General features: G+C 64.5%; 17 protein-coding genes and 1 tRNA gene. 6 read left to right on the forward strand and 12 right to left on the reverse strand.

Annotated features, from left to right (window positions below; translation table 11 throughout):
• Nucleotides 1-110: 110 nt before the first annotated feature.
• A complete protein-coding gene (locus tag FFS68_RS16285; RefSeq protein WP_137754250.1) occupies nt 111-1,115 on the reverse strand; it encodes a nitronate monooxygenase in 1,005 nt (334 codons plus the stop codon).
• A gap of 190 nt (nt 1,116-1,305) precedes the next feature.
• On the opposite strand from FFS68_RS16285, the gene FFS68_RS16290 reads away from it, so the two are divergent.
• Nucleotides 1,306-1,476, forward strand: coding sequence for a YezD family protein (locus FFS68_RS16290; RefSeq protein ID WP_137754251.1), 171 nt, complete (start codon nt 1,306-1,308; stop codon nt 1,474-1,476).
• Between the two features lie 300 nt (nt 1,477-1,776).
• Here FFS68_RS16290 and FFS68_RS17995 read toward each other — a convergent pair whose 3' ends face one another.
• On the reverse strand, nt 1,777-1,920 hold the full coding sequence (locus FFS68_RS17995; protein ID WP_171003927.1) for a hypothetical protein: 144 nt from the start codon (nt 1,918-1,920) through the stop codon (nt 1,777-1,779).
• 367 nt (nt 1,921-2,287) lie between these two features.
• Here FFS68_RS17995 and katG point away from each other — a divergent pair, with 367 nt between their 5' ends.
• Both katG and FFS68_RS16300 read left to right on the forward strand, forming a co-directional pair.
• Nucleotides 2,288-4,480 (forward strand): catalase/peroxidase HPI, encoded by a 2,193-nt coding sequence (katG, locus tag FFS68_RS16295; protein ID WP_137754252.1) that lies wholly within the window; start codon nt 2,288-2,290, stop codon nt 4,478-4,480.
• 371 nt (nt 4,481-4,851) lie between these two features.
• Entirely contained in the window at nt 4,852-5,730 is an 879-nt protein-coding gene (locus tag FFS68_RS16300) for an OmpA family protein (RefSeq protein WP_137754253.1), read from the forward strand.
• Between the two features lie 68 nt (nt 5,731-5,798).
• Here the strand turns inward: FFS68_RS16300 and FFS68_RS16305 are convergent, their stop codons facing one another.
• The gene (locus FFS68_RS16305; RefSeq protein WP_137754254.1) at nt 5,799-7,046 is read right to left on the reverse strand and encodes an aspartate kinase; all 1,248 of its coding nucleotides are present in this window, start codon (nt 7,044-7,046) and stop codon (nt 5,799-5,801) included.
• Nucleotides 7,047-7,205: 159 nt separating this feature from the next.
• Here FFS68_RS16305 and ubiG point away from each other — a divergent pair, with 159 nt between their 5' ends.
• Nucleotides 7,206-7,934, forward strand: coding sequence for a bifunctional 2-polyprenyl-6-hydroxyphenol methylase/3-demethylubiquinol 3-O-methyltransferase UbiG (gene ubiG / locus FFS68_RS16310; RefSeq protein ID WP_137754255.1), 729 nt, complete (start codon nt 7,206-7,208; stop codon nt 7,932-7,934).
• Between the two features lie 108 nt (nt 7,935-8,042).
• On the opposite strand, the gene FFS68_RS16315 is transcribed toward ubiG, so the two are convergent.
• From FFS68_RS16315 to FFS68_RS16345, 7 genes are all read right to left on the reverse strand, one after another.
• Nucleotides 8,043-8,714: a glutathione S-transferase family protein gene (locus FFS68_RS16315; protein ID WP_137754256.1), complete on the reverse strand. Its 672-nt coding sequence runs from the start codon at nt 8,712-8,714 to the stop codon at nt 8,043-8,045.
• A gap of 78 nt (nt 8,715-8,792) precedes the next feature.
• On the reverse strand, nt 8,793-9,224 hold the full coding sequence (locus tag FFS68_RS16320) for a hypothetical protein (RefSeq protein WP_137754257.1): 432 nt from the start codon (nt 9,222-9,224) through the stop codon (nt 8,793-8,795).
• A gap of 267 nt (nt 9,225-9,491) precedes the next feature.
• Nucleotides 9,492-14,018 carry a glutamate synthase large subunit gene (gltB, locus tag FFS68_RS16325; protein ID WP_137754258.1) on the reverse strand — a complete coding sequence of 1,509 codons (4,527 nt, stop codon included), beginning with the start codon at nt 14,016-14,018 and terminating at the stop codon, nt 9,492-9,494.
• 17 nt (nt 14,019-14,035) lie between these two features.
• Nucleotides 14,036-15,184, reverse strand: a complete 1,149-nt coding sequence (locus FFS68_RS16330; RefSeq protein ID WP_249340201.1) for a DUF2059 domain-containing protein — start codon at nt 15,182-15,184, stop codon at nt 14,036-14,038.
• 23 nt (nt 15,185-15,207) lie between these two features.
• Nucleotides 15,208-16,650 (reverse strand): NAD(P)-dependent oxidoreductase, encoded by a 1,443-nt coding sequence (locus FFS68_RS16335; protein WP_137754259.1) that lies wholly within the window; start codon nt 16,648-16,650, stop codon nt 15,208-15,210.
• Between the two features lie 158 nt (nt 16,651-16,808).
• The gene (locus tag FFS68_RS16340) at nt 16,809-17,609 is read right to left on the reverse strand and encodes an undecaprenyl-diphosphate phosphatase (protein WP_137754260.1); all 801 of its coding nucleotides are present in this window, start codon (nt 17,607-17,609) and stop codon (nt 16,809-16,811) included.
• Between the two features lie 75 nt (nt 17,610-17,684).
• Entirely contained in the window at nt 17,685-18,623 is a 939-nt protein-coding gene (locus tag FFS68_RS16345; RefSeq protein ID WP_137754261.1) for a complex I NDUFA9 subunit family protein, read from the reverse strand.
• A 203-nt stretch (nt 18,624-18,826) separates the two neighbouring features.
• Between FFS68_RS16345 and FFS68_RS16350 the strand changes: the two genes are divergently transcribed.
• Both FFS68_RS16350 and FFS68_RS16355 read left to right on the forward strand, forming a co-directional pair.
• Nucleotides 18,827-18,913, forward strand: a tRNA-Leu gene (locus FFS68_RS16350).
• 92 nt (nt 18,914-19,005) lie between these two features.
• Nucleotides 19,006-20,430 (forward strand): DUF6538 domain-containing protein, encoded by a 1,425-nt coding sequence (locus tag FFS68_RS16355; RefSeq protein WP_171003928.1) that lies wholly within the window; start codon nt 19,006-19,008, stop codon nt 20,428-20,430.
• Nucleotides 20,431-20,541: 111 nt separating this feature from the next.
• Here the strand turns inward: FFS68_RS16355 and FFS68_RS16360 are convergent, their stop codons facing one another.
• On the reverse strand, nt 20,542-21,057 hold the full coding sequence (locus tag FFS68_RS16360) for a hypothetical protein (RefSeq protein WP_137754263.1): 516 nt from the start codon (nt 21,055-21,057) through the stop codon (nt 20,542-20,544).
• Nucleotides 21,054-21,557, reverse strand: coding sequence for a hypothetical protein (locus FFS68_RS16365; RefSeq protein ID WP_137754264.1), 504 nt, complete (start codon nt 21,555-21,557; stop codon nt 21,054-21,056). The genes FFS68_RS16360 and FFS68_RS16365 overlap by 4 nt, the downstream gene beginning before the upstream one ends.
• Between the last annotated feature and the right edge of the window lie 901 nt (nt 21,558-22,458).

Genomic DNA, 22,458 nt, shown 5'->3' on the forward strand with positions numbered 1-22,458 from the left:
CGGCGGGGGCGGCGCTTTGGTACAAGCGGCAACGCTCGCCAACAGACCGGCCACGATGATCTTGCGCGACAAATTCATGATCCACTCCCCAGCCGCGATATCATGCGGCGTCAACCCCGAGCGTGCAACGCGGCTTCGGCCTGTTGCACCAGAGATGCGACGATTGCGGCCACACTCTCTTCTTCGGATACCATACCGACAGATTGCCCTGCCATTAACGAACCATTTTCGACGTCGCCATCGATCACCGCGCGGCGTAGCGCGCCAGCCCAATAATGTTCGATTTCCAGCTGCGCCTGCATCATGTCGACCTCGCCCTGGTCGAGCTTGTTGGCGACTTCGCGCTGCTTGGCGGTGAACGCTTCGGTGCCGGCGTTCTTCAGCGCGCGAACCGGGATGACCGGCAGGCGCGGATCGATCTGGACGCTCGCGACCGCTTCGCGCGCCGACGCACGCATGAATGCCTTTTTGAAATTGGGGTGCGCGATGCTTTCGGTGGCGCAGACGAAGCGGGTGCCGAGTTGGACGCCCGAGGCGCCCATTTCCAGATAGGCGGCGATCGCTTCACCGCGGCCGATGCCGCCCGCCACAAACACCGGCACTTCATCGGCCAGCGTCGGCAGGATTTCCTGCGCCAGCACGCTGGTCGATACCGGGCCAATGTGGCCGCCCGCCTCCATCCCCTCGATCACCAGCGCATCGACGCCTGAACGGATCAGTTTTTTGCCCATCGCCAGCGTCGGCGCGAAACAGATAACTTTTGCCCCCGACGCCTTGATTGCTTCCAGGCTGCCCTTGGGCGGCAGGCCGCCGGCGAGCACGACATGGCCGACGTCATGCTTTGTACAGACATCGATCAGCTCGAACAATTGCGGGTGCATGGTGATCAGGTTGACCCCGAACGGCTTGGTCGCCAGCGCCTTGGTCGCCGCGATTTCGGCGTCAAGAAGCGCGGGCGTCATCGCGCCGCACGCGATCACCCCGAACCCGCCGGCGTTGCTGATCGCGCTGACCAGATGGCGTTCGGAGACCCAGCTCATCGCGCCGCACAATATGGCGTAATCGCTGCCGAGAAGGTCGGTCCCGCGCGCCATCAGTTCATTCATTTTGCTCATTGAGGCTGCCTTTGCCAGCACTGGGACTCGCGCGCAATCCCTGGCAGTAACGGGGGCCGCGGCCCGTCGCATCGGGGAATCCGTTTGGCGCGGCAACCGAACCTTTCGGCGCAGAAAGCAAATCAATGATTGTCAACTAAATCGCTTGGCATATGCTGGAGCGGCGAATCCACCAGGGAAAGGATTGTATGTGAATTCTACCACGGAGGCCGACAAAGACGGTTCCGAACAGGCGCCTCGCGCGGTGCAGGCCGTCCTCGATGCGCTCGACAAGCTGAAGTTCGGCGCGATCCAGCTGACCGTCCACGAAGGACGGCTGGTGCAGGTCGATGTGACCGAACGGCATCGCTACCCCGACTGATTTAGCCCGCTCCCAAGAGGGGCTCTCCCCTCATCCTGTCGCAGACCGGACGACCGGATGTGGCAATTTTCTTTGCTACAGGAAATTGTCATGACCGCAAAAGATCCGTCTGTCCGCCGCGGCGTGCAGGCATCATCGCTGACCCTTTCGCTTCTGCTCGCCGTCGGCGCGACGTCCGCCCGTGCAGAGGAAATATCGGAAGCCAAAGCGGAGGAGGGCGTCGCCCTTGCTGCAACCGCCGCTACCACGGCCGGGGGCGCTCCGCGAGGGGGGCGCCCCCTTTTTCATGCAGCCTGTTGATCAGCGCCGCTGCGGGTTGTCGCGATCCTGATCGGACCGCTGACCGCCCTGCTGGCGATCCTGGCCGCCATCCTGCTGTTGCTGCTGCTTGCGACGCTGTTCTTCGTCGCGCTGCTGCTGCTCATTGGGGTTTTGGTTAGCCACTTTCTCTCTCCATTTCGTCACACCATGGTGCGGGTGACATCAGGCCAACCCGCTGCTCCGCCGCATTGTTGCGCAGCGCTGCGAGCGTTTCGCCGGGGCGTGGCGGCGGCGCGACCAACGTCATTTCCTTGCGGCAACCGCCGCCGCTGTAATCGGTTCGTTCAATGACTGAATTCAGCTTATTCGGTTATGTCGATGGAGAAGGGCGGCCTATCCTTTCCATCCCAAGGCGAAAGGATGACCCAATCGACTCGCGACCGGCCAGCATCGATGCGCTCGCGGCGACCCTCCGGTTGCCCGCGCGTCATGCGCCGGTCATCCTGCCGCGCCACCCCGATCCAACGATAACCCCCAAAGGAGAGACTGCATGAACGACCAGACCCCCATCGGCAGCGGCTGCCCGGTCCACCAGCCCGGCGGCGTGCGTTCGCTGCTTGGCCGCACCAACAAGGATTGGTGGCCCGACATGCTGGCCACCGAAGTGCTCACCCCGAACGGCTCGTCGAACCCGATGGGCGACGACTTCGACTATTCGAAAGCGTTCGCGCTGCTCGACTATGCGGCGCTCAAGGCCGACCTGACCGCGCTGATGACCGACAGCCAGCCTTGGTGGCCCGCCGACTATGGCCACTATGGTCCGTTTTTCATCCGTATGGCTTGGCATGCCGCGGGCACCTATCGCACCGCCGACGGCCGCGGCGGCGCCAACAGCGGGCAGCAGCGTTTCGCGCCGCTCGACAGCTGGCCCGATAACGGCAACCTCGACAAGGCGCGGCGCCTGTTGTGGCCGATCAAGCAGAAATACGGCAACAAGATCAGCTGGGCCGACCTGTTCATCCTGACCGGCAATGTCGCGATCGAAAGCATGGGCGGCCCGGTGTTCGGCTTCGGCGGCGGCCGTGCCGACGTGTTCGAGCCGGAGCGCGACATCTATTGGGGCAGCGAAGACAAGTGGGTCAATGAAGGCGTTCAGACCCGCATCGATCCCGACAAGGGGTTTGCTGAAATCGAAGGGCCGCTCGCCGCGATCCAGATGGGGCTGATCTACGTCAATCCCGAAGGCCCGGGCGGCAATCCCGATCCGTTGCTGTCGGCGCGCGACATGAAGGAAACCTTTGAGCGCATGGCGATGAACCATGAGGAAACCGTCGCGCTGACCGCGGGTGGCCACACCTTTGGCAAGGCGCACGGCAATGGCGACGCATCGCTGCTCGGCAACGCACCTTCGGGCGGCGATCTGGCGGCGCAGGGCTTCGGCTGGGTCAGCAGCCACGAGAGCGGCGGCATCGGCGAGCATAGCGTGACCAGCGGCATCGAAGGGTCGTGGGTCAACACCCCGACCGAATGGTCCGAGAATTATTTCCGCCTGCTGCTCGACTATGATTATGAGCTCGTCCACTCGCCTGCGGGGGCGCAGCAGTGGCAGCCGATCAACCAGAAGCCGGAGGATATGGCCCCGGCGGCGTGGGATCCGAACATCAAGGTGCCGACCATGATGACCACCGCCGACATGGCGCTGAAGATGGACCCGGAATTCCGCGCGATCAGCGAGAAATTCCGCAACGACCATGAAGCGTTCAAGGATGCCTTTGCGCGCGCCTGGTTCAAGCTGTGCCACCGCGACATGGGGCCAAAGGTCCGCTACCTCGGCCCCGAAGTCCCCGCCGAAGACCTGATCTGGCAGGATCCGATCCCCGCCGGCACCATGCCGTCGGACGCCGATGTCGCCGCCGTTAAGGCAGCGATTGCGGCAAGCGGCCTGACCGTCAGCCAGCTGGTCAAGACCGCCTGGGCGTCGTCGAGCACCTATCGCAAGTCCGACCACCGCGGCGGCGCCAATGGCGCGCGCGTCCGCTTGGCGCCGCAAAAGGATTGGGAGGTCAACGAGCCGGCGATGCTGGCGAAGGTGATCGAAACCCTCGACAGTCTGCGCGGCAATCTGTCGATCGCCGATGCCATCGTGCTCGGCGGCGTCGTCGGCCTGGAAAAGGCCATCAAGGACGCGGGCTTCAGCGTCGCGGTGCCGTTCGCCGGCGGCCGCGGCGATGCGACCGCGGAACAGACCGATGCCGAGAGCTTTGATGTCATGGAGCCGGAAGCTGACGCGTTCCGCAACTATCTCGGCAAGAAAAAACTGGCGGTGAAGACCGAGGAAATGATGCTCGACCGTGCCTCTCTGCTCGGCCTGTCGGTGCCCGAAATGACGGTGCTGGTCGGGGGCTTGCGCGTTCTCGGCGCCAATCATGGCGAGCGTGGCCACGGCCATTTCACCAAGCGTTCGGGCCAGTTGACCAACGACTTCTTCGTCAACCTGCTCGACATGACCAATGTCTGGAAGGCCGTCGATGGGTCGGACGACCAGGAATATGTCGCCACCGACCGCAAGGGCGGCGGCGAGACCTGGCGCGCCACCCGTGCCGACCTGGTGTTCGGTTCGAATTCGGAACTGCGCGCGGTTGCCGAAGTCTATGCCGAAACGGGCCATGAGGAAAAGTTTGTCAAGGACTTCGTCAAGGCCTGGACCAAGGTGATGAACGCCGACCGTTTCGACCTCGCCTGATCGGCACCAGCCGAACAGGCGACGGGTCGCGGACCCGCCCCCGGGGACATGGGCCTGGGGGCGGGTCTTTTTTGCTTAAGACGGCAAAAGATGTTGAGCGGGCGTTGTGTGCGGGCGCTTCGCGGCGCCCGCGAAAAGGCTCCTGCGCCTTTCGATCAATGGGCGGTCGGATGTGTCAGTGCCGATTAATTCCCGTCGATCGACATCGGTGAAGGCGCAAAACCGCGCCTGCACGGCGCCGTTTGCATCGGCTCGCCGCACAATCGGCTCGAATTGTCCGCGGAACCAGAGCAGCGGTCTTGCGGCGCGTATCCATGTGCCAGAGAGGGCGAATCGAACACGCGGGGGCGGCTCATTGAAGGAGTAGGGTCATGAGTGCCTTTTCAAAAACCCCAGGACGATTGTTGCTGCTGGCCATGCTGGCCGGGACAGCGCCAGTCCCACTGGCTGCGCAGTCGCAGGACACATCCGATGGCGAAGTCATGACGACGGTGTATGGTACGCTGCCGTCGCCGGAACAGATGACCAAGGGACCCGAGGTTGAAGGCATCATCGCCGCGCGCAGCGACGGCCGGATGCAGGTCAGGACCGCCGATGGGACCAACACGACGATCGTCATTGCCGACTACACAAAGATCAAGTCCAAGGGCGGGTTCCTCGGCCTCAACAGCGACAAGCTGGCGGCAGCTTCGCTGCTCAACGGCCTGCCGGTCAAAGTCGAGACGCTGCAGTGGGACGGCGGCCTGGTCGCGAGCCAGATCGATCTCAAGAGCAAGGATCTGCGGACCGCATCGATGATCCAGACCGGCACCGACCAGCGCTTTGGCGAACAGACGGCGGCGACCGAAGCGCTGCGCAGCCGCGTCGGCGATATCGACCAATATAATGTCAAAGGCACGACGAACGTGAACTTCGACACCGGCAAGGCGGTGCTATCCGAACAGGCAAAGGCCGATCTCTGCTCCGCGGCAACCTCGGCCGATGGGATGGACAACGCCTTGTTGCTCGTTGTCGGCTACACCGATTCCACGGGCAGCCAGGAACTCAATCAGGAACTGAGTGAAAAGCGAGCCAGTCGCGTCGTCAACCATCTGCAACAGGCGTGCGGCTGGAAACCCTATCGGATGCTGACCCCGACCGGGATGGCCGAAGCCGATCCGGCAGCAGACAATAGCACCGCGGAAGGCAAGGCACAGAACCGCCGCGTCGCGGTGAATATCCTGGTCAGCAAAGGCCTGGACGGGATGTAAGATGCACGGGGTGGGCCTTGCCCACCCCGCGTTTCCCGGCGGGCGCCGAAACGCTTAGGGCCAGGACCCTAGTCGGCGTCGAGCCCATAGGCGGTATGCAGCACGCGCACCGCAAGTTCGGTTTCATCCTCGTCGATCAGCACGCTGACCTTGATCTCGCTGGTCGAGATCGCCTGGATGTTGATGCCGCGGTCGGCCAAAGCGCGGAACATCGTGCTGGCGACCCCCGCGTGGCTTTTCATGCCGACCCCGACGACGCTGATCTTCGCGACCTTGTCGTCGCTGATGATGCGGTTGAAGCCGATCTTTTCCTTCGCAGCGTCGAGCAGGTCGATCGAGCGCAACAGGTCGGTCTGCGGCACGGTGAAGGTGACGTCGGTCTCGCCCTTGTCGCGGCCGACGTTCTGGATGATCATGTCGACGTTGATCCCCGCCGCGGCGAGCGGGCCAAAGATGTTGGCGACGCCGCCGGGCCGGTCGGGCACGCGGGTGACGATGACCTTCGCTTCATTCTTGTCGTGGGCGATGCCGGTGATCAGCTGCCGTTCCATCTGATGTTCCTCTATTTCCTCGTCGCTGACGATCATCGTGCCTTTTTTGGGCGCCTCGTCGCCCTCGACGAAGCTGGACAGCACCTGCACGCGGACGCCCATCTTCATCGCCAGCCCGACCGAGCGCGTCTGGAGCACTTTGGCGCCGACGCTCGCCAGTTCTAGCATTTCCTCATAGGTGACATAGTCGAGCTTGCGCGCGCGCGCGACGATGCGCGGATCGGTGGTATAGACGCCATCGACATCGGTGTAGATGTCGCAGCGGTCGGCCTTGAGCGCCGCCGCGACGGCCACGGCGCTGGTATCCGACCCGCCGCGGCCAAGCGTCGCGACGCGGCCGTCGTCCATCAAGCCCTGAAAGCCCGGGATCACCGCGACCTCGCCGCGCGCCATCGCGGCGCCGAGCGCGCCGGTGTCGATATCGGCAATGCGCGCGCGGGCATGGGCTTCTTCGGTGCGGATCGGGAGCTGCCAGCCGAGCCAGCTGCGCGCCGGGGTCCCCATCGCCTGCAGGGTGAGCGCGAGCAGGCCCGAGGTGATCTGTTCGCCCGCCGCGACGACAACGTCATATTCGGCGGGGTCGTAGCGCGGGTTCGCCTCGCGGCAGAAATTGACCAGCCGGTCGGTTTCGCCCGCCATGGCGGAGACGACGACCGCGACCTCATTGCCATTGGCGACTTCGCGCGCGACGAGCTTCGCCACGGTGCGAATCCGCTCGGTGCCCGCCATCGACGTGCCCCCGAATTTCATCACGATCCGCGCCATGTCGCCCCGCTTTCCTGAACTGGTTTCGGCCGCAACTTTTCCAAGCATTTCCGCGGCGCTCGGCTGTTACGGAAGGGGGACGGCGATGGCAAGCGCGCGAACACCTGCGCGGGATAGAATTTCTTGCACCCGTGATGCCGCGGTGCCACATCGCAGGGCATGAACGCTGCCACGATCAATCCGCACGAAGCCACCCATTTCGGCGCGCTCGCCGCCGACTGGTGGGACCCGCACGGCTCGTCGGCGATGCTGCACAAGCTCAACCCGGTGCGCCTCGCCTATATTCGCGCGCAGATCGACGCGCATTGGCATGTGGATGCGCGCGAGCGGTTTGCGCTGGCCGGACGGCGCGCGATCGATGTCGGGTGCGGCGCAGGGCTGCTCGCCGAGCCGCTGGCGCGAATGGGCGCCGCGGTGACCGGGGTCGATGCGGCGCCGGAGAATATTGCGGCGGCGCGGGTACATGCGGCGGGGCAGGGACTTTCGATCGACTATTTCGCGGGCGAGCTGGCGGCGCTACCACTGGCAACCTTCGACCTCGTCACTTCGATGGAGGTCGTCGAGCATGTGACCGATCCCGCCGCCTTCATCGCCGAACTCGCAGCACGACTGGCGCCCGGCGGGCTGATGATCCTGTCGACCCCGAACCGCACGATCCTGTCGAAACTTTTGCTCGTCGAGGCCGCCGAACGGGTCGGGGCAGTGCCGCGCGGGACGCATGACTGGGACCAGTTTCTGAAGCCCGAGGAATTGACCAAGCTGCTCGAAGACGCGGGGTTGGAAGTCGTTGATCGTACCGGGCTGTCGCCGTCGGCGGCGAAGGGCTTCAAGCTGGGGGGCAGCGAGGCGCTGAACTATCTGGTCGCCGCGCGGTGGCCGAATAGATAGGGACTGTCCCTATTTAAGTCGTCATTGCGAGCGTAGCGGAGCAATCCAGGGCGGTTTACGCTCGCGCTGGATTGCCGCGTCGCCTGCGGCTCCTCGCAATGACGACGGTCAGAAGTCCACATCCTCATAATATTTCGGCGGGGTCACAATCTCCATCCGTTCCGCCAGCAGCGGGCGAAAGCTCGGGCGCGATTTGAGGCCCGAATACCAGCCCTTGGTCTGCTCGTGCCCGGTCCAGTCGATGCCGCCCAGATAATCGGCGACCGAGATATGCGCCGCGGCGGTCAGGTCGGCGAGGCTCATCGTCGCGCCCGCCAGCCATGTGCGGTGATCGATGAGGTAATCGACATAATCGAGATGGTTGTTCGCCGCCTTCATCGCCTCGCGCAGCGCGCCGCCGTCGGGGGGCTGGCGGTGGACGATGCGCTTTTGCATGCGTTCGAACAGCAGAGGCCCGGTGACTTCATAATAGAAATCATGGTCGAACCATGCGGTCAGGCGGCGAATTTCGGCGCGGTTGGCGGCGGTGCCGTTGATCATCGCCTTGCCTTCGACGGTTTCCTCGAAATATTCGGCGATCGCCATGCTGTCCATCAGCACCTGGCCGCGCGCCTGATCGACCATCACCGGGGTGCGGCCCGCCGGGTTGAGGTCGATAAATTCGTCGCGGCGTTCCCACGGCGATTCGCGCACCAATTCATAGCCGACGCCTTTTTCGCCCAGCAACAGGCGGACCTTGCGCGAAAAGGGACAGAGCGGGAATTGATAGAGTTGCCACATCGGTCCGGCATAGCGGCAGCGGGGCGCCGCGCGCAACGGCTATGGCGCGGTGCGGCCGTGCTGGTTGTGGATTGTCGCTTAGCGGCGGGGTGCGGCGCGTTCGCGTTCCCACTGCGCGGCCATATCGCGCGCCATGTCCTTGAGCACCGGCGCATAAACCGCGAGTGCCGAAGCGGCTTGTCCGGCCATGCGGGTGGTGGCGCGGACGTCGGCGCCCATGCGATCGGCATAATCGGGATCGCGGCCCGCAACCTCGCCCAGCGTCGCGTCGCGCGGGATATAGGCGGCGTCGGATTCGGGATCGACGCGGGCGATGGCGTCGGCGAGCGGGCCGACCGGCATCTGCATCAGCGCGCCAACGATCGCGGTGATCGTGTCGGCCATGCGATCCTGCGCCACCGGATCGTTCAGCGTCGCGACGGTGTCGCGCAACTCGGGATCGGCGGCGACCGCGGGCAGCGGCGCGGCGAGTGCGAGCAGGGGGAGGGCGATCAGGGCGAAACGGGTCATGGCGTTCATCCTTTTGAAGGACGCAAGGGTCAGCAAATGCGGCGTGCTTAGCGACGTAACGCTTTCGCTGGGCTGAACGTGCCACCGCATTGCGATGAAGCGCAGCCGGAACGGGATGAGTGATCCTCCCTGTGCCGTAGGCATGGGGAGGTGGCAGTGGCGAAGCCGCTGACGGAGGGGCCATGGCGCAACCGTCGCTGCCCCACCACCACTCGCTTCGCGAGCGGTCCCCCTCCCCATCGCTGCGCGACAGGGAGGATTTCGCGATTATTCCGCCGCGACCACCTCGGCTTCGGCATCGCTCAGCGGATGCGTGAGGCGGCTGAGCATTTCCTTCGGGCACACCTGCCAGAACTGGCCTTTCCAGCGGTCCCAGTCGGCCAGGATTTCGCTCGACCATTTGCTGCCGGTGGCCTTGGCATGATCCTCGACCAGATCCTTCACCACGCCTTCCCAATGCGCGCTGTCGATCCGTTGCCAGACGATCGATTCGGCGTTGGCACGGCGCTCGAATTGGCCGTCGGTGTCGAGGATGAAGGCCATGCCGCCGGTCATTCCGGCGCCGAAGTTCGACCCGACAGGGCCGAGGATCACCGCAATCCCGCCCGTCATATATTCGCAGCCATTGGCACCGCAGCCTTCGACGACGACCTTCGCACCCGAATTGCGGACCGCGAAACGCTCGCCCGCCTGGCCCGCCGCGAGCAATGTGCCCGAGGTCGCGCCGTAAAGCACGGTGTTGCCGATGATGCTGTTGTGCTGGCTGACCAGCGGGCTCGACACGGTCGGGCGCACGACGATGCGACCGCCCGACAGGCCTTTGCCGACATAGTCGTTGGCGTCGCCGAACACTTCGAGCGTGATGCCGCTGCACAGGAAAGCGCCGAGCGACTGGCCTGCGGTGCCGCGCAGGCGGACCTGAACGTGATTGTCGGCGAGGCCGTTCATGCCGAACTTGGCGGTGACCTCGGCCGACAGCCGGGTACCGACAGCGCGGTGGGTGTTGCGGACATTGTAGGTCAGTTGCATCCGCTCGCCGCGCTCGAACAGTGGTTTCGCGTCGCTGAGGATCTGCGCGTCGAGGCTGTCGGGGACCGGATTGCGGAGCAGTCCGTGCGAGCGGCGTTGGTTGTCGGGCGCGTCGACCTTGGCGAGGATCGGGTTGAGGTCGAGGTCGTCGAGATGTTCGGCGCCGCGGCTGACCTGACGCAGCAACTCGGTGCGGCCGATCACCTCGTCGAGGCTGCGGCAGCCGAGCTTCGCAAGGATTTCGCGCACTTCCTCGGCGATGAAGGTCATCAGGTTGATGACCTTCTCGGGGCTGCCGGTGAACTTGGCGCGCAGCTTTTCGTCCTGCGTACAGACGCCGACGGGGCAGGTATTGCTGTGGCATTGGCGCACCATGATGCAGCCCATCGCGACGAGGCTGAGGGTTCCGATGCCATATTCCTCGGCGCCCAAGATGGCGGCGATGACGATGTCGCGGCCGGTCTTGAGCCCGCCGTCGGTGCGCAGGCGGATGCGGTGGCGCAGACCGTTGAGGGTCAGCACCTGATTGACTTCGGAAAGCCCCATTTCCCATGGGGTACCGGCATATTTGACGCTGGTTTGCGGCGAGGCGCCGGTGCCGCCGGTGTTGCCGGCGACGAGGATCACGTCGGCGTGCGCCTTGGCGACGCCAGCAGCAACGGTGCCGATGCCCGCCGAGCTGACGAGCTTCACGCAGACGCGCGCCTTCGGGTTGATCTGCTTGAGGTCATAGATGAGCTGCGCCAGATCCTCGATCGAATAGATGTCGTGGTGCGGCGGCGGCGAAATCAGCGTCACGCCCGGCGTCGCGTGGCGCAGGCGCGCGATGAATTCTGTGACCTTGAAGCCGGGCAGCTGGCCGCCTTCGCCGGGCTTGGCACCCTGCGCGACCTTGATCTCGATCTCGTCGCAGGCGCCCAGATATTCGGCGGTGACGCCAAAGCGGCCGCTCGCGATCTGCTTGATGTTGCTGTTGGCATTGTCGCCATTGGCATAGGGGCGATAACGTTCGCTCGCTTCGCCGCCTTCGCCCGACACCGCCTTGGCGCCGATCCGGTTCATCGCGATCGCCAGCGTTTCATGCGCTTCGGGTGAGAGCGCGCCGAGCGACATGCCGGGGGTGACGAAGCGCTTGCGGATCTCGGTGATCGCCTCGACGCTGTCGAGCAGGACGCCCTGCTGCGGATAGTTGAATTCCATCAGGTCGCGCAGATAGACCGGCGGCAGGTCGGCGACCCCGCGCGAAAATTGCAGATAGGTCGAATAGCTATCGGTCGCGACCGCGGTTTGCAGCAAATGCATCAGCTGTGCCGAATAGGCATGGGTCTCGCCGCCCGCGCGCTGGCGATAGAAGCCGCCGATGGGCAGCGTGGTGGCGCGCTGGTCGAATGCCGCCTCATGCTTCTCGGTCGCGTTGATGAACAGCGACTGATAGCCTTCGCCCGAGATTTTGGCGGGCATCCCGGGGAAGAGGTCGTTGACGAGCGCGCGGGAGAGCCCGACCGCCTCGAAATTATAGCCGCCGCGATAGCTCGAGATCACCGCGATCCCCATTTTGGCGAGGATCTTGAGCAGCCCGTCGTCGATCGCCTTGCGAAAGCGCAGGTGACAGTCGCCCAGCGACAATTCGCCGCCGAAAAGCCCGCGCGCGTGCCGGTCGGCGATCGCCGCTTCGGCCAGATAGGCGTGGACCGTCGTCGCGCCGACCCCGATCAGCACCGCAAAGGCGTGGGTGTCGAGCACCTCGGCCGAGCGGACGTTGATCGACGCATAGCTGCGCAGCCCCTTGCGCACGAGGTGGGTGTGGACGGCGGCGGCGGCGAGCACCATCGCCATGCCGACGCGATCCTCGCCGATGCTCTGGTCGGTCAGGAATAATTCGCTGCGCCCGGCGCGCACGGCGTCCTCGGCCTCACGCCGCACCCGCGCGATCGCCTCGCGCAAGCTCGCGGCATCGCCGCCGACGGGGAAGGTGCAATCAATGTCGGCGACCGCATCGCCGAAATAGGCGCGCAACCGATCCCAGTCGTCGCCGACGAGAACGGGACTGTCGATGACGAGGACGTGGTCGCTCTGGCCTTTCTCGTCGAGGATGTTCGCGAGGTTCGCAAAGCGCGTCTTCAGGCTCATCACATGCCGTTCGCGCAGACTGTCGATCGGCGGGTTGGTGACCTGGCTGAAATTCTGGCGGAAGAATTGCGCGACGTGGCGCGGCTTGTCGGAGATGACCGCGAGCGGGGTGTCGTCGCCCATCGACCCGATCGCTTCCTTCGCGTCTTCGACCATCGGGGAGAGGATCAGCTCCATGTCCTCCATCGTCAGTCCTGCGGCAACCTGACGGCGCAGCAACTCGTTGCGCTCGAAGGTCGGCAAGGTCGATTTGCCGCCCTTGGGCAGGTCGGCCATGGTGCGGAAGCCTTTGACGCGTGCGCCATAATCATGCGCACCCGCGATCTTGTCCTTGATCGCACGGTCTTCGTAGAGGGTGCCGTTTTCCAGATCGACGGCGATCATCTGGCCGGGGCCAAGGCGGCCCTTCTTGCGGATGCTCGCTTCGGGCAGCAGCACCATGCCGCTTTCGGACCCGACGACGAGCAAATTATCGGCGGTGAGCGTGTAGCGCAGCGGGCGGAGCGCGTTGCGGTCCATGCCCGCGACCGCCCAGCGGCCGTCGGTCATCGCAAGCGCCGCAGGGCCGTCCCATGGCTCCATGACGCTGGCGAGATAATTATACATCGCCTTGTGCGCGTCGGGCATTTCGGGTTCGTTGACCCATGCCTCCGGAACGAGGATCAGCTTCGCGGTCGGCGCATCGCGTCCGGCGCGGCACAGGGTTTCAAACACCGCGTCGAGCGCGGCGGTGTCCGATGCGCCCGCGGGGATCACCGGCTTGATGTCTTCCGAATGCTCGCCGAACGCGAGGCTGGCCATCTTGATCTCGTGGCTTTTCATCCAGTTCTTGTTGCCGCGGATCGTGTTGATTTCGCCATTATGCGCGAGGCAGCGGAACGGCTGCGCCAGCCACCATTGCGGAAAGGTGTTGGTCGAATAGCGCTGATGGAAAATCGCGACGCGGCTTTCGAACAGCTTGCTCGTCAGGTCGGGATAGAAATCGGCGAGACTCTCGGCGAGGAACAGCCCTTTGTAGATGATCGAGCGGCACGACAGGCTGCACACGTAAAAGTCGGCGATCTGGGCGGCGATGACCTTTTTCTCGATCCGGCGGCGGACCAGATAGAGCTGCTTTTCGAACTCGGCGAGCGACTGTTCGTCGGGCAGCGGCCCGGCGATCATGATCTGCTCGATCTCGGGGCGCGTGCGCTGCGCCTTGTCGCCGATCACCGACACGTCGACCGGCACCTGGCGCCAGCCATAGATGGTAAAGCCCGCGTCGATGATCTCGGCCTCGACGATCGTGCGGCAATGTTCCTGCGCCTCGAGGTCGGTGCGCGGCAGAAAGATCATGCCGACCGCGAGGCGGTTCGGGCGCACCTTGTGCCCCGACGCCGCAATCGCATCGTCGAAAAAGCGCACCGGCAGGTCGACATGGATGCCCGCGCCGTCGCCGGTCTTGCCGTCGGCATCCACGGCGCCGCGATGCCACACCGCGCGCAGCGCTTCGATCGCCGCCTCGACGACGCGGCGCGACGCCTTGCCGTCGGTCGCCGCGACCAGGCCGACGCCACAGGCATCGGATTCCATGTCGGGGCGATACATGCCGTGCTCGGCAAGCCGCGCGTGCTCGGGGGTGGGGTAGTGGGTCATGTCGTTCGTCCTGTGGCCTAGTCGGCGGAAGGGGGTAGGCGCTTGCGCGCATTGGCGACGGCCGTCTCTTCGGCATCGACTGCGCCGACCGACGCAGCCTCGATTGCGGCTTCCGCGTCCTCGACGCGCTTCCGGTCAGCGGCCGACCAGTTGTTGCGGTCAAAGGCGGGATCGATCGACGCGGCGGCATCGGCGGCGGCCTCTGCTGCTTCGACGGCAGCGTCGGCCGACGCGTCGTAGGCCGGCTCGTCGGTAGCTGCGTCGACCGCTGTCGTGTCGACGGCGTCGCCGGTCCACATGTCGCGCTGTTCCTTCAACACCTTGACATCGACCTTCATCAGCTTGGCGAGTTTGGTCAGTTCGGCGTCACTGAGGTCGCTGAGCTGCTTTTCCTTGGGCAGCTCTTTCATGTCCTTTTCGATGGCGGGCGCGCGGTCCATGAATTTGGTGATCAGCGGCGGCACCGCCTTGATCATCGTCAGCATCACCTGCGGGTCGGCCTGCAACGCCATCCATTCGGAGGTATAGGCGCCGCCGGCTGGGGTCGCGAAAAAGCCGTTCATGTCGGTCAGCTGCTGCGCGGTGAATTTGCGGGCATAGGCCTGGGCCATGCCGCTGCGCATCGGCGCCTCCATATCGCGCAGCGCTTCGCTGATCAGCGGCTTGATCACCGTCATCACCTGATCCTCGCGCTGCTGACGATAGGGGTCGAGCATGTCGGCGATCGCGGTCTTGCTCGGTTCGTCGAGCAACGCGATCTTTTCGCTTTCGACCCCGGTCTTGATCGACAGCATCAGGTCGGACATGCCGCCCATCTCGCCCAATATGCCCTTGAACAGTTTGCCGTACAGATTGTCGATCATCTTTTCGAGGCTGCCCGGCGGCACCAGCGCCGCGGTCGTCTGCTGCGCCAGCGCGAGCTGCGCCGGGGCGACCGGCGGCAGCTTGTCGGTGCCATAGATTTTCTCGATCAGGGCGATCACCTGATCGATTTCCTTCTGCATCTTGGCCTTGGCGTCGGCCATCGCGGCTTCGCTGCTATATTCGGTTTGCGCGTCCTCGGTTGCGACGACTTCGGCCAGTGGCGCTTCGGTCGGCGCGGCAAAGGCGTGGGCGGGCGCAATGGCGGCGGCGCCGGCGAGCAGCATATGTTTCCAGGTCGACATCATGATTTTCCTTCCCCTGTTGGTCATGCTGCCTTCTTTTCGCTTTTCGCTTTGGCTTTCAACCACTTTGCCATCTGGTCGCTGACATCGCGGCCGTCGCGGATGCCCCACACCACCAGGCTGGCGCCGCGGACGATGTCGCCCGCCGCAAAAACCCCCGGCAAACTCGTCATCATCGTCTGATGATCGACGCGCAGCGTGCCCCAGCGGGTAACGCTGAGGTCGGGGGCGCCGAACAGGTTCGGCAGTTCTTCGGGATCGAAGCCCAGCGCCTTGATCACCATGTCGGCGGGCAGGTCGAAGGTGCGACCGGGATCGACCTCGGGGCCGCGGCGGCCGCTGGCGTCGGGCGCGCCAAGGCGCATGCCCGCGACCGCGACCTGCTTGACGCGCTTGTCGGCAGTGAAGCTTTCGGGCGCCGACAGCCAGACAAATTCGACGCCTTCTTCCTCGGCGTTCGACACTTCACGCAGCGAGCCGGGCATATTCTCGCGGTCGCGGCGATAGAGGCATTTCACCGACTTGGCGCCCTGACGCACCGCGGTGCGGACGCAGTCCATCGCGGTATCGCCGCCGCCGATGACGACCACATGCTTGCCCGCGGCATTGAGAGAGCCGTCGTCGAAGGCCGGAACCGCATCGCCAAAGCCCTTGCGGTTCGACGCGACCAGATAGTCGAGCGCCGCGATCACGCCTTCGGCCTCGTTGCCCGGCACATGGATCTCGCGCGCTTTGTAAACGCCGGTCGCGATTAACAGCGCGTCATGCTTCTGCCGTAGCGCGTCGAGCGTCGCGTCGCCGCCAACCTCGAAGCCCAGATGGAAACGGATGCCGCCCGCGACCAGCCGGTCGATGCGCCGCATCACGACGTCTTTCTCCAGCTTGAAGCCGGGGATGCCATAGGTGAGGAGCCCGCCGGCGCGGTCGTGGCGGTCGTACACATGCACCTCATGCCCCGCGACGCGGAGATATTCGGCGGCGGTCAGGCCAGCGGGGCCGGCGCCGATGACGCCAACCGACTGCCCGGTCGCGGTACCCGGATGCAGCGGCTCGACCCACCCTTCGGCCCAGGCGGTGTCGGTGATATATTTTTCGACGCTGCCGATCGTCACCGCGCCATGCCCCGAAAATTCGATGACGCAATTGCCTTCGCAGAGGCGATCCTGCGGGCAGATGCGGCCGCAGATCTCGGGCATCGTCGAGGTTGCGTTGCTCAGCTCATAGGCCTCGCGCAGCCGCCCTTCGGCGGTCAGCCGCAGCCAGTCGGGGATATGGTTGTGCAGCGGGCAATGCACCGAGCAATAGGGCACGCCGCATTGCGAGCAGCGCGCGGCCTGTTCGTCAGCGTCGGGCGCGGCATAGCGCTCGGCGATTTCGCGGAAATCCTGCGCGCGGTCGTCGGCGGACCTTTTGTCCGGATAATGTTGTTCGCGCTCCACAAACCGGAGCATGCGATCGGCAGCCATGCAATTTCCCCTTCGATGCGGGGCAAATGCATGGGCGGACCGGCTCTGTCACGGTCGAAATTGCATTTAGGGAAAGTTTGCTGTCCTAAAATTGCACTCAATGCAGTGGCGTGACAGGTCGAGCGCAACTATCTTTCAAAGTTAATACCGGATCGGACCTATTGCAGGGCGAGCCAGATCAGCGCGACCGTGCCAAGGATGATTCGATACCAGGCAAAGGGCGCGAACCCAAAGCGACCGACGATCGCAACCAATGCCTTGACCACCGCCAGCGCGACGACAAAAGCGACGCCCAACCCGATCGCGATCGCCGTCAGGTCGTCGATCACCAATATGTCGCGGTCTTTCCACAGCGAATAGGCAGTGGCGCCCATCATCGTCGGGACCGCAAGGAAGAAACTGAACTCGGCGGCGGTCTTCCGCTCGACCCCCATCAGCAGCGCGCCCATGATCGTCGCGCCCGACCGGCTGACCCCGGGGATCATCGCGATACACTGGACGATACCGATGATAATTGCGGTCCGAAGCGGCATCGCCTCGACGCTGTCGACCTTCACCACCTTGACCATCCGCTCGATCGCGAGAATCACGACGCCGCCGACAATCAACGCCACCGCGACCGTCGTCGGCGACTGGAGCAGTGCGCGGATGTTTTCATAGGCAACGGCCCCGATCAGCATCGCGGGCAGAAAGCCGATCAGGATGTTGCGCGTGAAGGCGATCGACGGCGGATCGGCGCGCAGCAGCCCCATGCCGACATTCCAGAACCGCTGGCGATAGGCGACGAGCACCGCAAGGATTGCGCCGAGCTGGATCGAGATCTTGAACGCCGCCGATCCGTCGCCCGTAAAACCGAGCAGTTCGGCGGCGAGGATTAGATGGCCGGTCGACGACACCGGCAAAAACTCGGTCAGCCCCTCGATGATGCCGAGGATGATGATGGTTGCAAGGTCGTGCATTTGCTATCCTGGGGTTGGTCACCCCGGGCAACCCGGCGATCGGGCGGGGGCAGGGCGGAGCCCGGGTGGTCGGGCTCAGGCGGGCTTCTGGACCGCAAAGCGGCCGTGGCGGCGATATTGCACCAGCCAATCGTCGGCGACCGCGGCGAGCGACGTCGGTTGGACGCCCAGCGCGGCGAGCCCTGCGGCGCCGTCGGCAACGATATTGTCCCGTTGCAGCATCAGCCACTGGTCCTTGGTGATCGGCGCGCCGGGCGCCCAGCCGAACCCCGACGCGAGCGCCCCGGCGACGACATCGGGGACATCGACGAACAGCGGCGAGCGGCCGATCGCATCGGCGATCCAGCGTTGCAATTCGCCCATGGACAGCACCTGCGGCCCGCCAAGCTCAAAGGTCTGGCTCGCGGCGCCATCGCCGAGCGCGGCGACGACGGCATCGGCGACATCACCGACATAGACCGGCTGGAACTTCGCGTTCGGCGCTACAACCGGGATCACCGGCGCCATCCGGATCATTGCGGCAAAGCGATTGATGAATTGATCCTCGCGGCCAAAGACGATCGACGGGCGCAGGATTGTGGCCGCGGGAAAGGCGTCGCGCACCGCGGCCTCGCCATCGCCCTTGCTGCGGCCATAGGTCGATGCGCTGTCCCGATCGGCGCCGATCGCCGACACATGGACGAGCGCGCGGACGCCGGCGGCTTTCGCCGCGGCGGCGACATGGCCTGCGCCGTCCGCTTGCACCGCCTGCATGTCGGCGAAGGCGCCGACCAGATTGATCACCGCGTCGCTGCCCTGCACCGCGCGGACGACGCTGGCGGCATCGCGGACGTCGGCGGCGACGAACTGCGTCTGGCCAAGCCCGCCGAGCGGTTTGAGGAAGGTCGCGGCGCGCGGGGTGCGCTGCGCGATGCGGACGCGGGCGCCGCGCGCGAGCAGGCGCTGCACGACATAGCGGCCGACGAAGCCGCCGCCGCCCAGCACCGTGATCAATTGCCCGTCGAGTTTCTGCATTTGCATCCGCCTGTGATCGATTCTGGAACGCGGCGCGTGGCGCGCTGCACGGCCTCCCCATGCCGCGAAGCGGGGCAGGGGGCAAGGGGCGACGGCGGTTCGATCGCCTGAAATCGGCACCTTTGCGATAAAATGTGCCCTGACCCGCGCACCGCAGTTGACAAGTCGCCAGCCCCGCCGCTAAGCGCCCGCTCCTACCCCGTGCCCAGATGGCGGAATTGGTAGACGCACCAGCTTCAGGTGCTGGCGATCGCAAGGTCGTGGAGGTTCGAGTCCTCTTCTGGGCACCATTACATCCTAAGCCATTGAAATGGCGGGATGTAGCTGCAAAACCTAGCGTTTTTCTCACCTGACTGTTACATGTGTAACAATGGGAAACGCTATGCGAGACTATGAAACCAAGGTCGGTGCGATCTATTATTTCCGCCGTGTGGTCCCGCCCGATTTGATCGGCCATTTCCGAACCGCGACCGGCAAAACCCGGATCGAGTGGAAATTTTCTCTGCAAACGAAGGATCGGCGCGAAGCGGCCAAGCGGCTGCGCGATTATGCGGACGCGACCGACAAGCTCATTGAGGACGCGCGCTGGGGCGGCGGGGCCGCTCCCAAGGCCGACCCGCCCATTGCGGCGAGCGCCGATGCTGTTCGCCGGTCACAAGCCATTGCCGACGATATGGAACGCGCCTCGCTTGTGGCTGCGGAGCTTGATGAGGCGGACAGGGAAGCGACCGAGGCACGGGCCGAGGCCGACCCTGCTTTCGCTGCCCAGCTTGTCCTACGCGGCGCCGCTGCGGAGTTGACGCGCGAACGGCAGGACATTGCCTTCGCTCGCGGGCTGGCGAGAGAGGAAAGGGACGCGCGGCGGGTTTCCGTGATGGACCTATTCGACCGATATGCGGCTATCCCGGGCAGAAGCGCCAAGACGGTTGCCCAGTGGCGGACGTATCTAGAAAAGCTCGTGGCGTTCACCGGGATCGACGATGCCACCGCGTTGACGCCCCGGCACCTGATCGACTGGCGCAATAACCTGCGCGACGTGGAGACATACCGGGGCAAGCGACTATCGGCGAAAACGATCAATGGCAGCTACCTTGCGGCGGTCAACGTGGTGCTGGGCTGGGCGGTTGATGATGGCCTGTTGGACAGCAACCCCGCCCGCGATGTGAAGCCCGTCCAGCTTCCCAAGGTCGCCGAAACGCGCAGCCGTTCTATGTCGGATGACGAAGCCCGCAAGGTGCTGGGCGCAACCGGCAATGGCCGGGAGGGCCGGGAAGGCGACGACTTCCTGAATGCGAAGCGGTGGGTGCCATGGCTGCTTTGCTACACCGGGGCGCGGGTGAATGAGCTGACCCAGCTTCGCAAGGCGGACGTCATAAAGCTGGGGGAGGTTCACGCTATCCGCATCACGCCAGAGGCGGGCAGCGTTAAGAACAAGCTCGCCCGCGTCGTGCCATTGCATCCGCACCTGATAGAGCAGGGCTTCCTGACCTTCGTCGCGAAGCGCAAAGCGGGGCCGCTGTTCTATGACCCGGCGAAGCGCCGCAGCGATCATGCGATAAACCGGCAAGCGAACCGGCTGGGGTCCAAGCTGGCGGACTGGGTGCGGTCCCTAGGCGTTACCGCGCCGCAGCCCAATCACGCTTGGCGTCATCGCTTCGTGACGCTGGCGGAACGCTATGAGCTATCGGAGCGCGCCGTCGATGCCATGACCGGCCATTCATCGGGCAAGATGAACCGGCGCTATGGGGAAAACGAAATCGACGTCGTGCTTCGCGAGCTAGAAAAAATCCCGGCGTTCAAGCTGTAGGGCCGCAGAATCGTTTTAAGCCCCGTGCAGAGTCGTCCGGGGTCGAGCAGGGTGTTTCCCTATCCCGACCCCGGATTGCCGCTGTGGGAGTCCCTGCGGACTCCTGCGAGCTTATTCCGTCCCGATGACCTTGGCCGCGCCCGATGCGGCAAACTGGAACGTAGCGGGAGCAGCGTTCGCCGGGTTGCCGAACATTTCGGTCAACGGGGGTGTCGCCGCTGCCGTTCCTGCCGCAATCATCGCGTCCAGTTCCGGGGGGAAGTCCGGGACCGTCTCGCCATTGCGCGCGGCAAGCGCGGTCATGTCCTCCGCGATCATCGGGGCGATTTCATTCATGCTGCTTTCGTCGCCGGTTTCGATGTAGCGGGACAAGGCGACATTGTATCTCGCCACTGTGCGGTCGTCGCTGGCTTCGATCAGTTTCGTCGTTCGTTGCAGGGTCGCCAACATGCTAGGTGTCCGGGCGACGAAATTGTTGAGCGCGCCTTCATAGGCTTTGCGCGGAGGAGTGCCGTTCCCCAGCCGCGCCTGTATATCCCGCTCGACGGCGGCAACGTCATGGCCGCTGTCATGTATCAGGCACATTGCCGCGTTGAACGTCGCGCGCTGGCGGCTCGTGAGGCTCATGCTGCTGCCTTCCCCTTGACGTAGCCCCGGCGCAATGCCGTGAAGTATTCCTCCATTGCCGCTGCCGGGTCACCGGGGGCGAGCGCCATAATAGCTGCCGGGATTTGTTCCGGGTGCTTTTCGATCAGGAACGCCATGACGCTGGCGCTGAGTGCGTTGAACCCGGTGGCGCTGTGCTGGCGCGGTGGGCTAGTCATGGTTTCCGTATCGAACCGGGGCGCGGTCCAAGTGATGTTCCAAGACATCCGCAGGACGCCCCCGCTACATGCCGCAAGCCCGGTGTTCTCTGTGACGCGGATATTGGACAGGCCATTGAAACGCGCTTCGCTTGCGGCCTTGGCCTCTGCCTCCTCCGCCTTGATCTGGGCGGCGCGGGCCTTGTCGAAAGAGGCGGACAGGGCCTTCACCCGGTCGGCGGCGGTGGTCAGGCGTTCCCAATGAGCGAGGTCGGCCTTGGCGTCCGCCAGTTCGGCGGCAAGTGTGTTGAGGTTGGTAGTCATATTTAGGATTTCCTTGTGGTTGTTCGCGCGGGCGGGGCCTCGCGTCGATTGCTTGATTTCAGGTCGTGGAGTGCGGCGGGCGCACGATGTGGTTGAGCGGCTTAGAAGCTGTCCGGGAACAGGTCCAAAGGGTCGCAGTCGGCGGGAGCGGCTGGGCAGGTCGGCGCCGGGGAAGCGCGGAGCGCGCGGATGCGGTCGGACAACGAGGGCGGGTCGTCAGGCCCGTGGACAACATCTGCCGCAGATTTATTGAGCGGCTCTGGCGCCGGACAAGTTCTGCCGCAGATTATGTCCGCCAGCGGGTCGGTGGGTGCGATTTCAGGCCCGTGGACAACATCTGCTATACTGCAAGCAGTAGTAAGGGCAGAGTTCCCCCCGCCAATCCCACCCGGCAAACCCGACAATATCGCTTCAACAATATCGAGAGCGATGCGCTGGGTTGTTCCCCCGGCTGTCACCCGGATGCAATCCCGGTTGCCGTGCCGAACAATCGGAAAGGTCCACTGTCCGATCGCCAACGTGTCATCCGTTCGGCTGCCAATGCCGCCAAAGGGTTTTGCGGTGGGTAGGACGCCAGCCTTGAAAGCCCGGACTGCTAGCTTCGCTGCGGACAGGGACTTTGCGGACGGTGGCAGGGTCGCACCCCGCCGCTCGAATATCGCTGTCAATCGCTTACGCAATGCCGGTGGCATGGGTTTGCTGAAATGTGAGCCGGGGTCGAACCTGTCGGTTCCTAACCGGGCGTTCAGGCGTTCAACATCGGCCTTGTTCGTTGCCGCCAAAGCCGTGTGCGGATTCCGAGGTCATCACGCGCAGTGTTCCGATTTGATCGTGCGCAGCATTCCGACGTGATCTCGCGCAGCATTCCGATTTGAAGCTGCGCACCATTCCGATTTGATCA

Source organism: Sphingopyxis sp. L1A2A (genome assembly GCF_005502465.1).
Classification (GTDB): Bacteria; Pseudomonadota; Alphaproteobacteria; order Sphingomonadales; family Sphingomonadaceae; genus Sphingopyxis.

Bases quoted from the DNA above. Each gene is read 5' to 3' on its own strand.
- FFS68_RS16285 (WP_137754250.1), bottom strand. From the start codon at position 1,115: ATGAGCAAAATGAATGAACTGATGGCGCGCGGGACCGACCTTCTCGGC.
- katG (WP_137754252.1), top strand. From the start codon at position 2,288: ATGAACGACCAGACCCCCATCGGCAGCGGCTGCCCGGTCCACCAGCCC.
- FFS68_RS16300 (WP_137754253.1), top strand. From the start codon at position 4,852: ATGAGTGCCTTTTCAAAAACCCCAGGACGATTGTTGCTGCTGGCCATG.
- FFS68_RS16305 (WP_137754254.1), bottom strand. From the start codon at position 7,046: ATGGCGCGGATCGTGATGAAATTCGGGGGCACGTCGATGGCGGGCACC.
- ubiG (WP_137754255.1), top strand. From the start codon at position 7,206: ATGAACGCTGCCACGATCAATCCGCACGAAGCCACCCATTTCGGCGCG.
- FFS68_RS16315 (WP_137754256.1), bottom strand. From the start codon at position 8,714: ATGTGGCAACTCTATCAATTCCCGCTCTGTCCCTTTTCGCGCAAGGTC.
- FFS68_RS16320 (WP_137754257.1), bottom strand. From the start codon at position 9,224: ATGACCCGTTTCGCCCTGATCGCCCTCCCCCTGCTCGCACTCGCCGCG.
- gltB (WP_137754258.1), bottom strand. From the start codon at position 14,018: ATGACCCACTACCCCACCCCCGAGCACGCGCGGCTTGCCGAGCACGGC.
- FFS68_RS16330 (WP_249340201.1), bottom strand. From the start codon at position 15,184: ATGTCGACCTGGAAACATATGCTGCTCGCCGGCGCCGCCGCCATTGCG.
- FFS68_RS16335 (WP_137754259.1), bottom strand. From the start codon at position 16,650: ATGGCTGCCGATCGCATGCTCCGGTTTGTGGAGCGCGAACAACATTAT.
- FFS68_RS16340 (WP_137754260.1), bottom strand. From the start codon at position 17,609: ATGCACGACCTTGCAACCATCATCATCCTCGGCATCATCGAGGGGCTG.
- FFS68_RS16345 (WP_137754261.1), bottom strand. From the start codon at position 18,623: ATGCAGAAACTCGACGGGCAATTGATCACGGTGCTGGGCGGCGGCGGC.
- FFS68_RS16355 (WP_171003928.1), top strand. From the start codon at position 19,006: ATGCGAGACTATGAAACCAAGGTCGGTGCGATCTATTATTTCCGCCGT.
- FFS68_RS16360 (WP_137754263.1), bottom strand. From the start codon at position 21,057: ATGAGCCTCACGAGCCGCCAGCGCGCGACGTTCAACGCGGCAATGTGC.
- FFS68_RS16365 (WP_137754264.1), bottom strand. From the start codon at position 21,557: ATGACTACCAACCTCAACACACTTGCCGCCGAACTGGCGGACGCCAAG.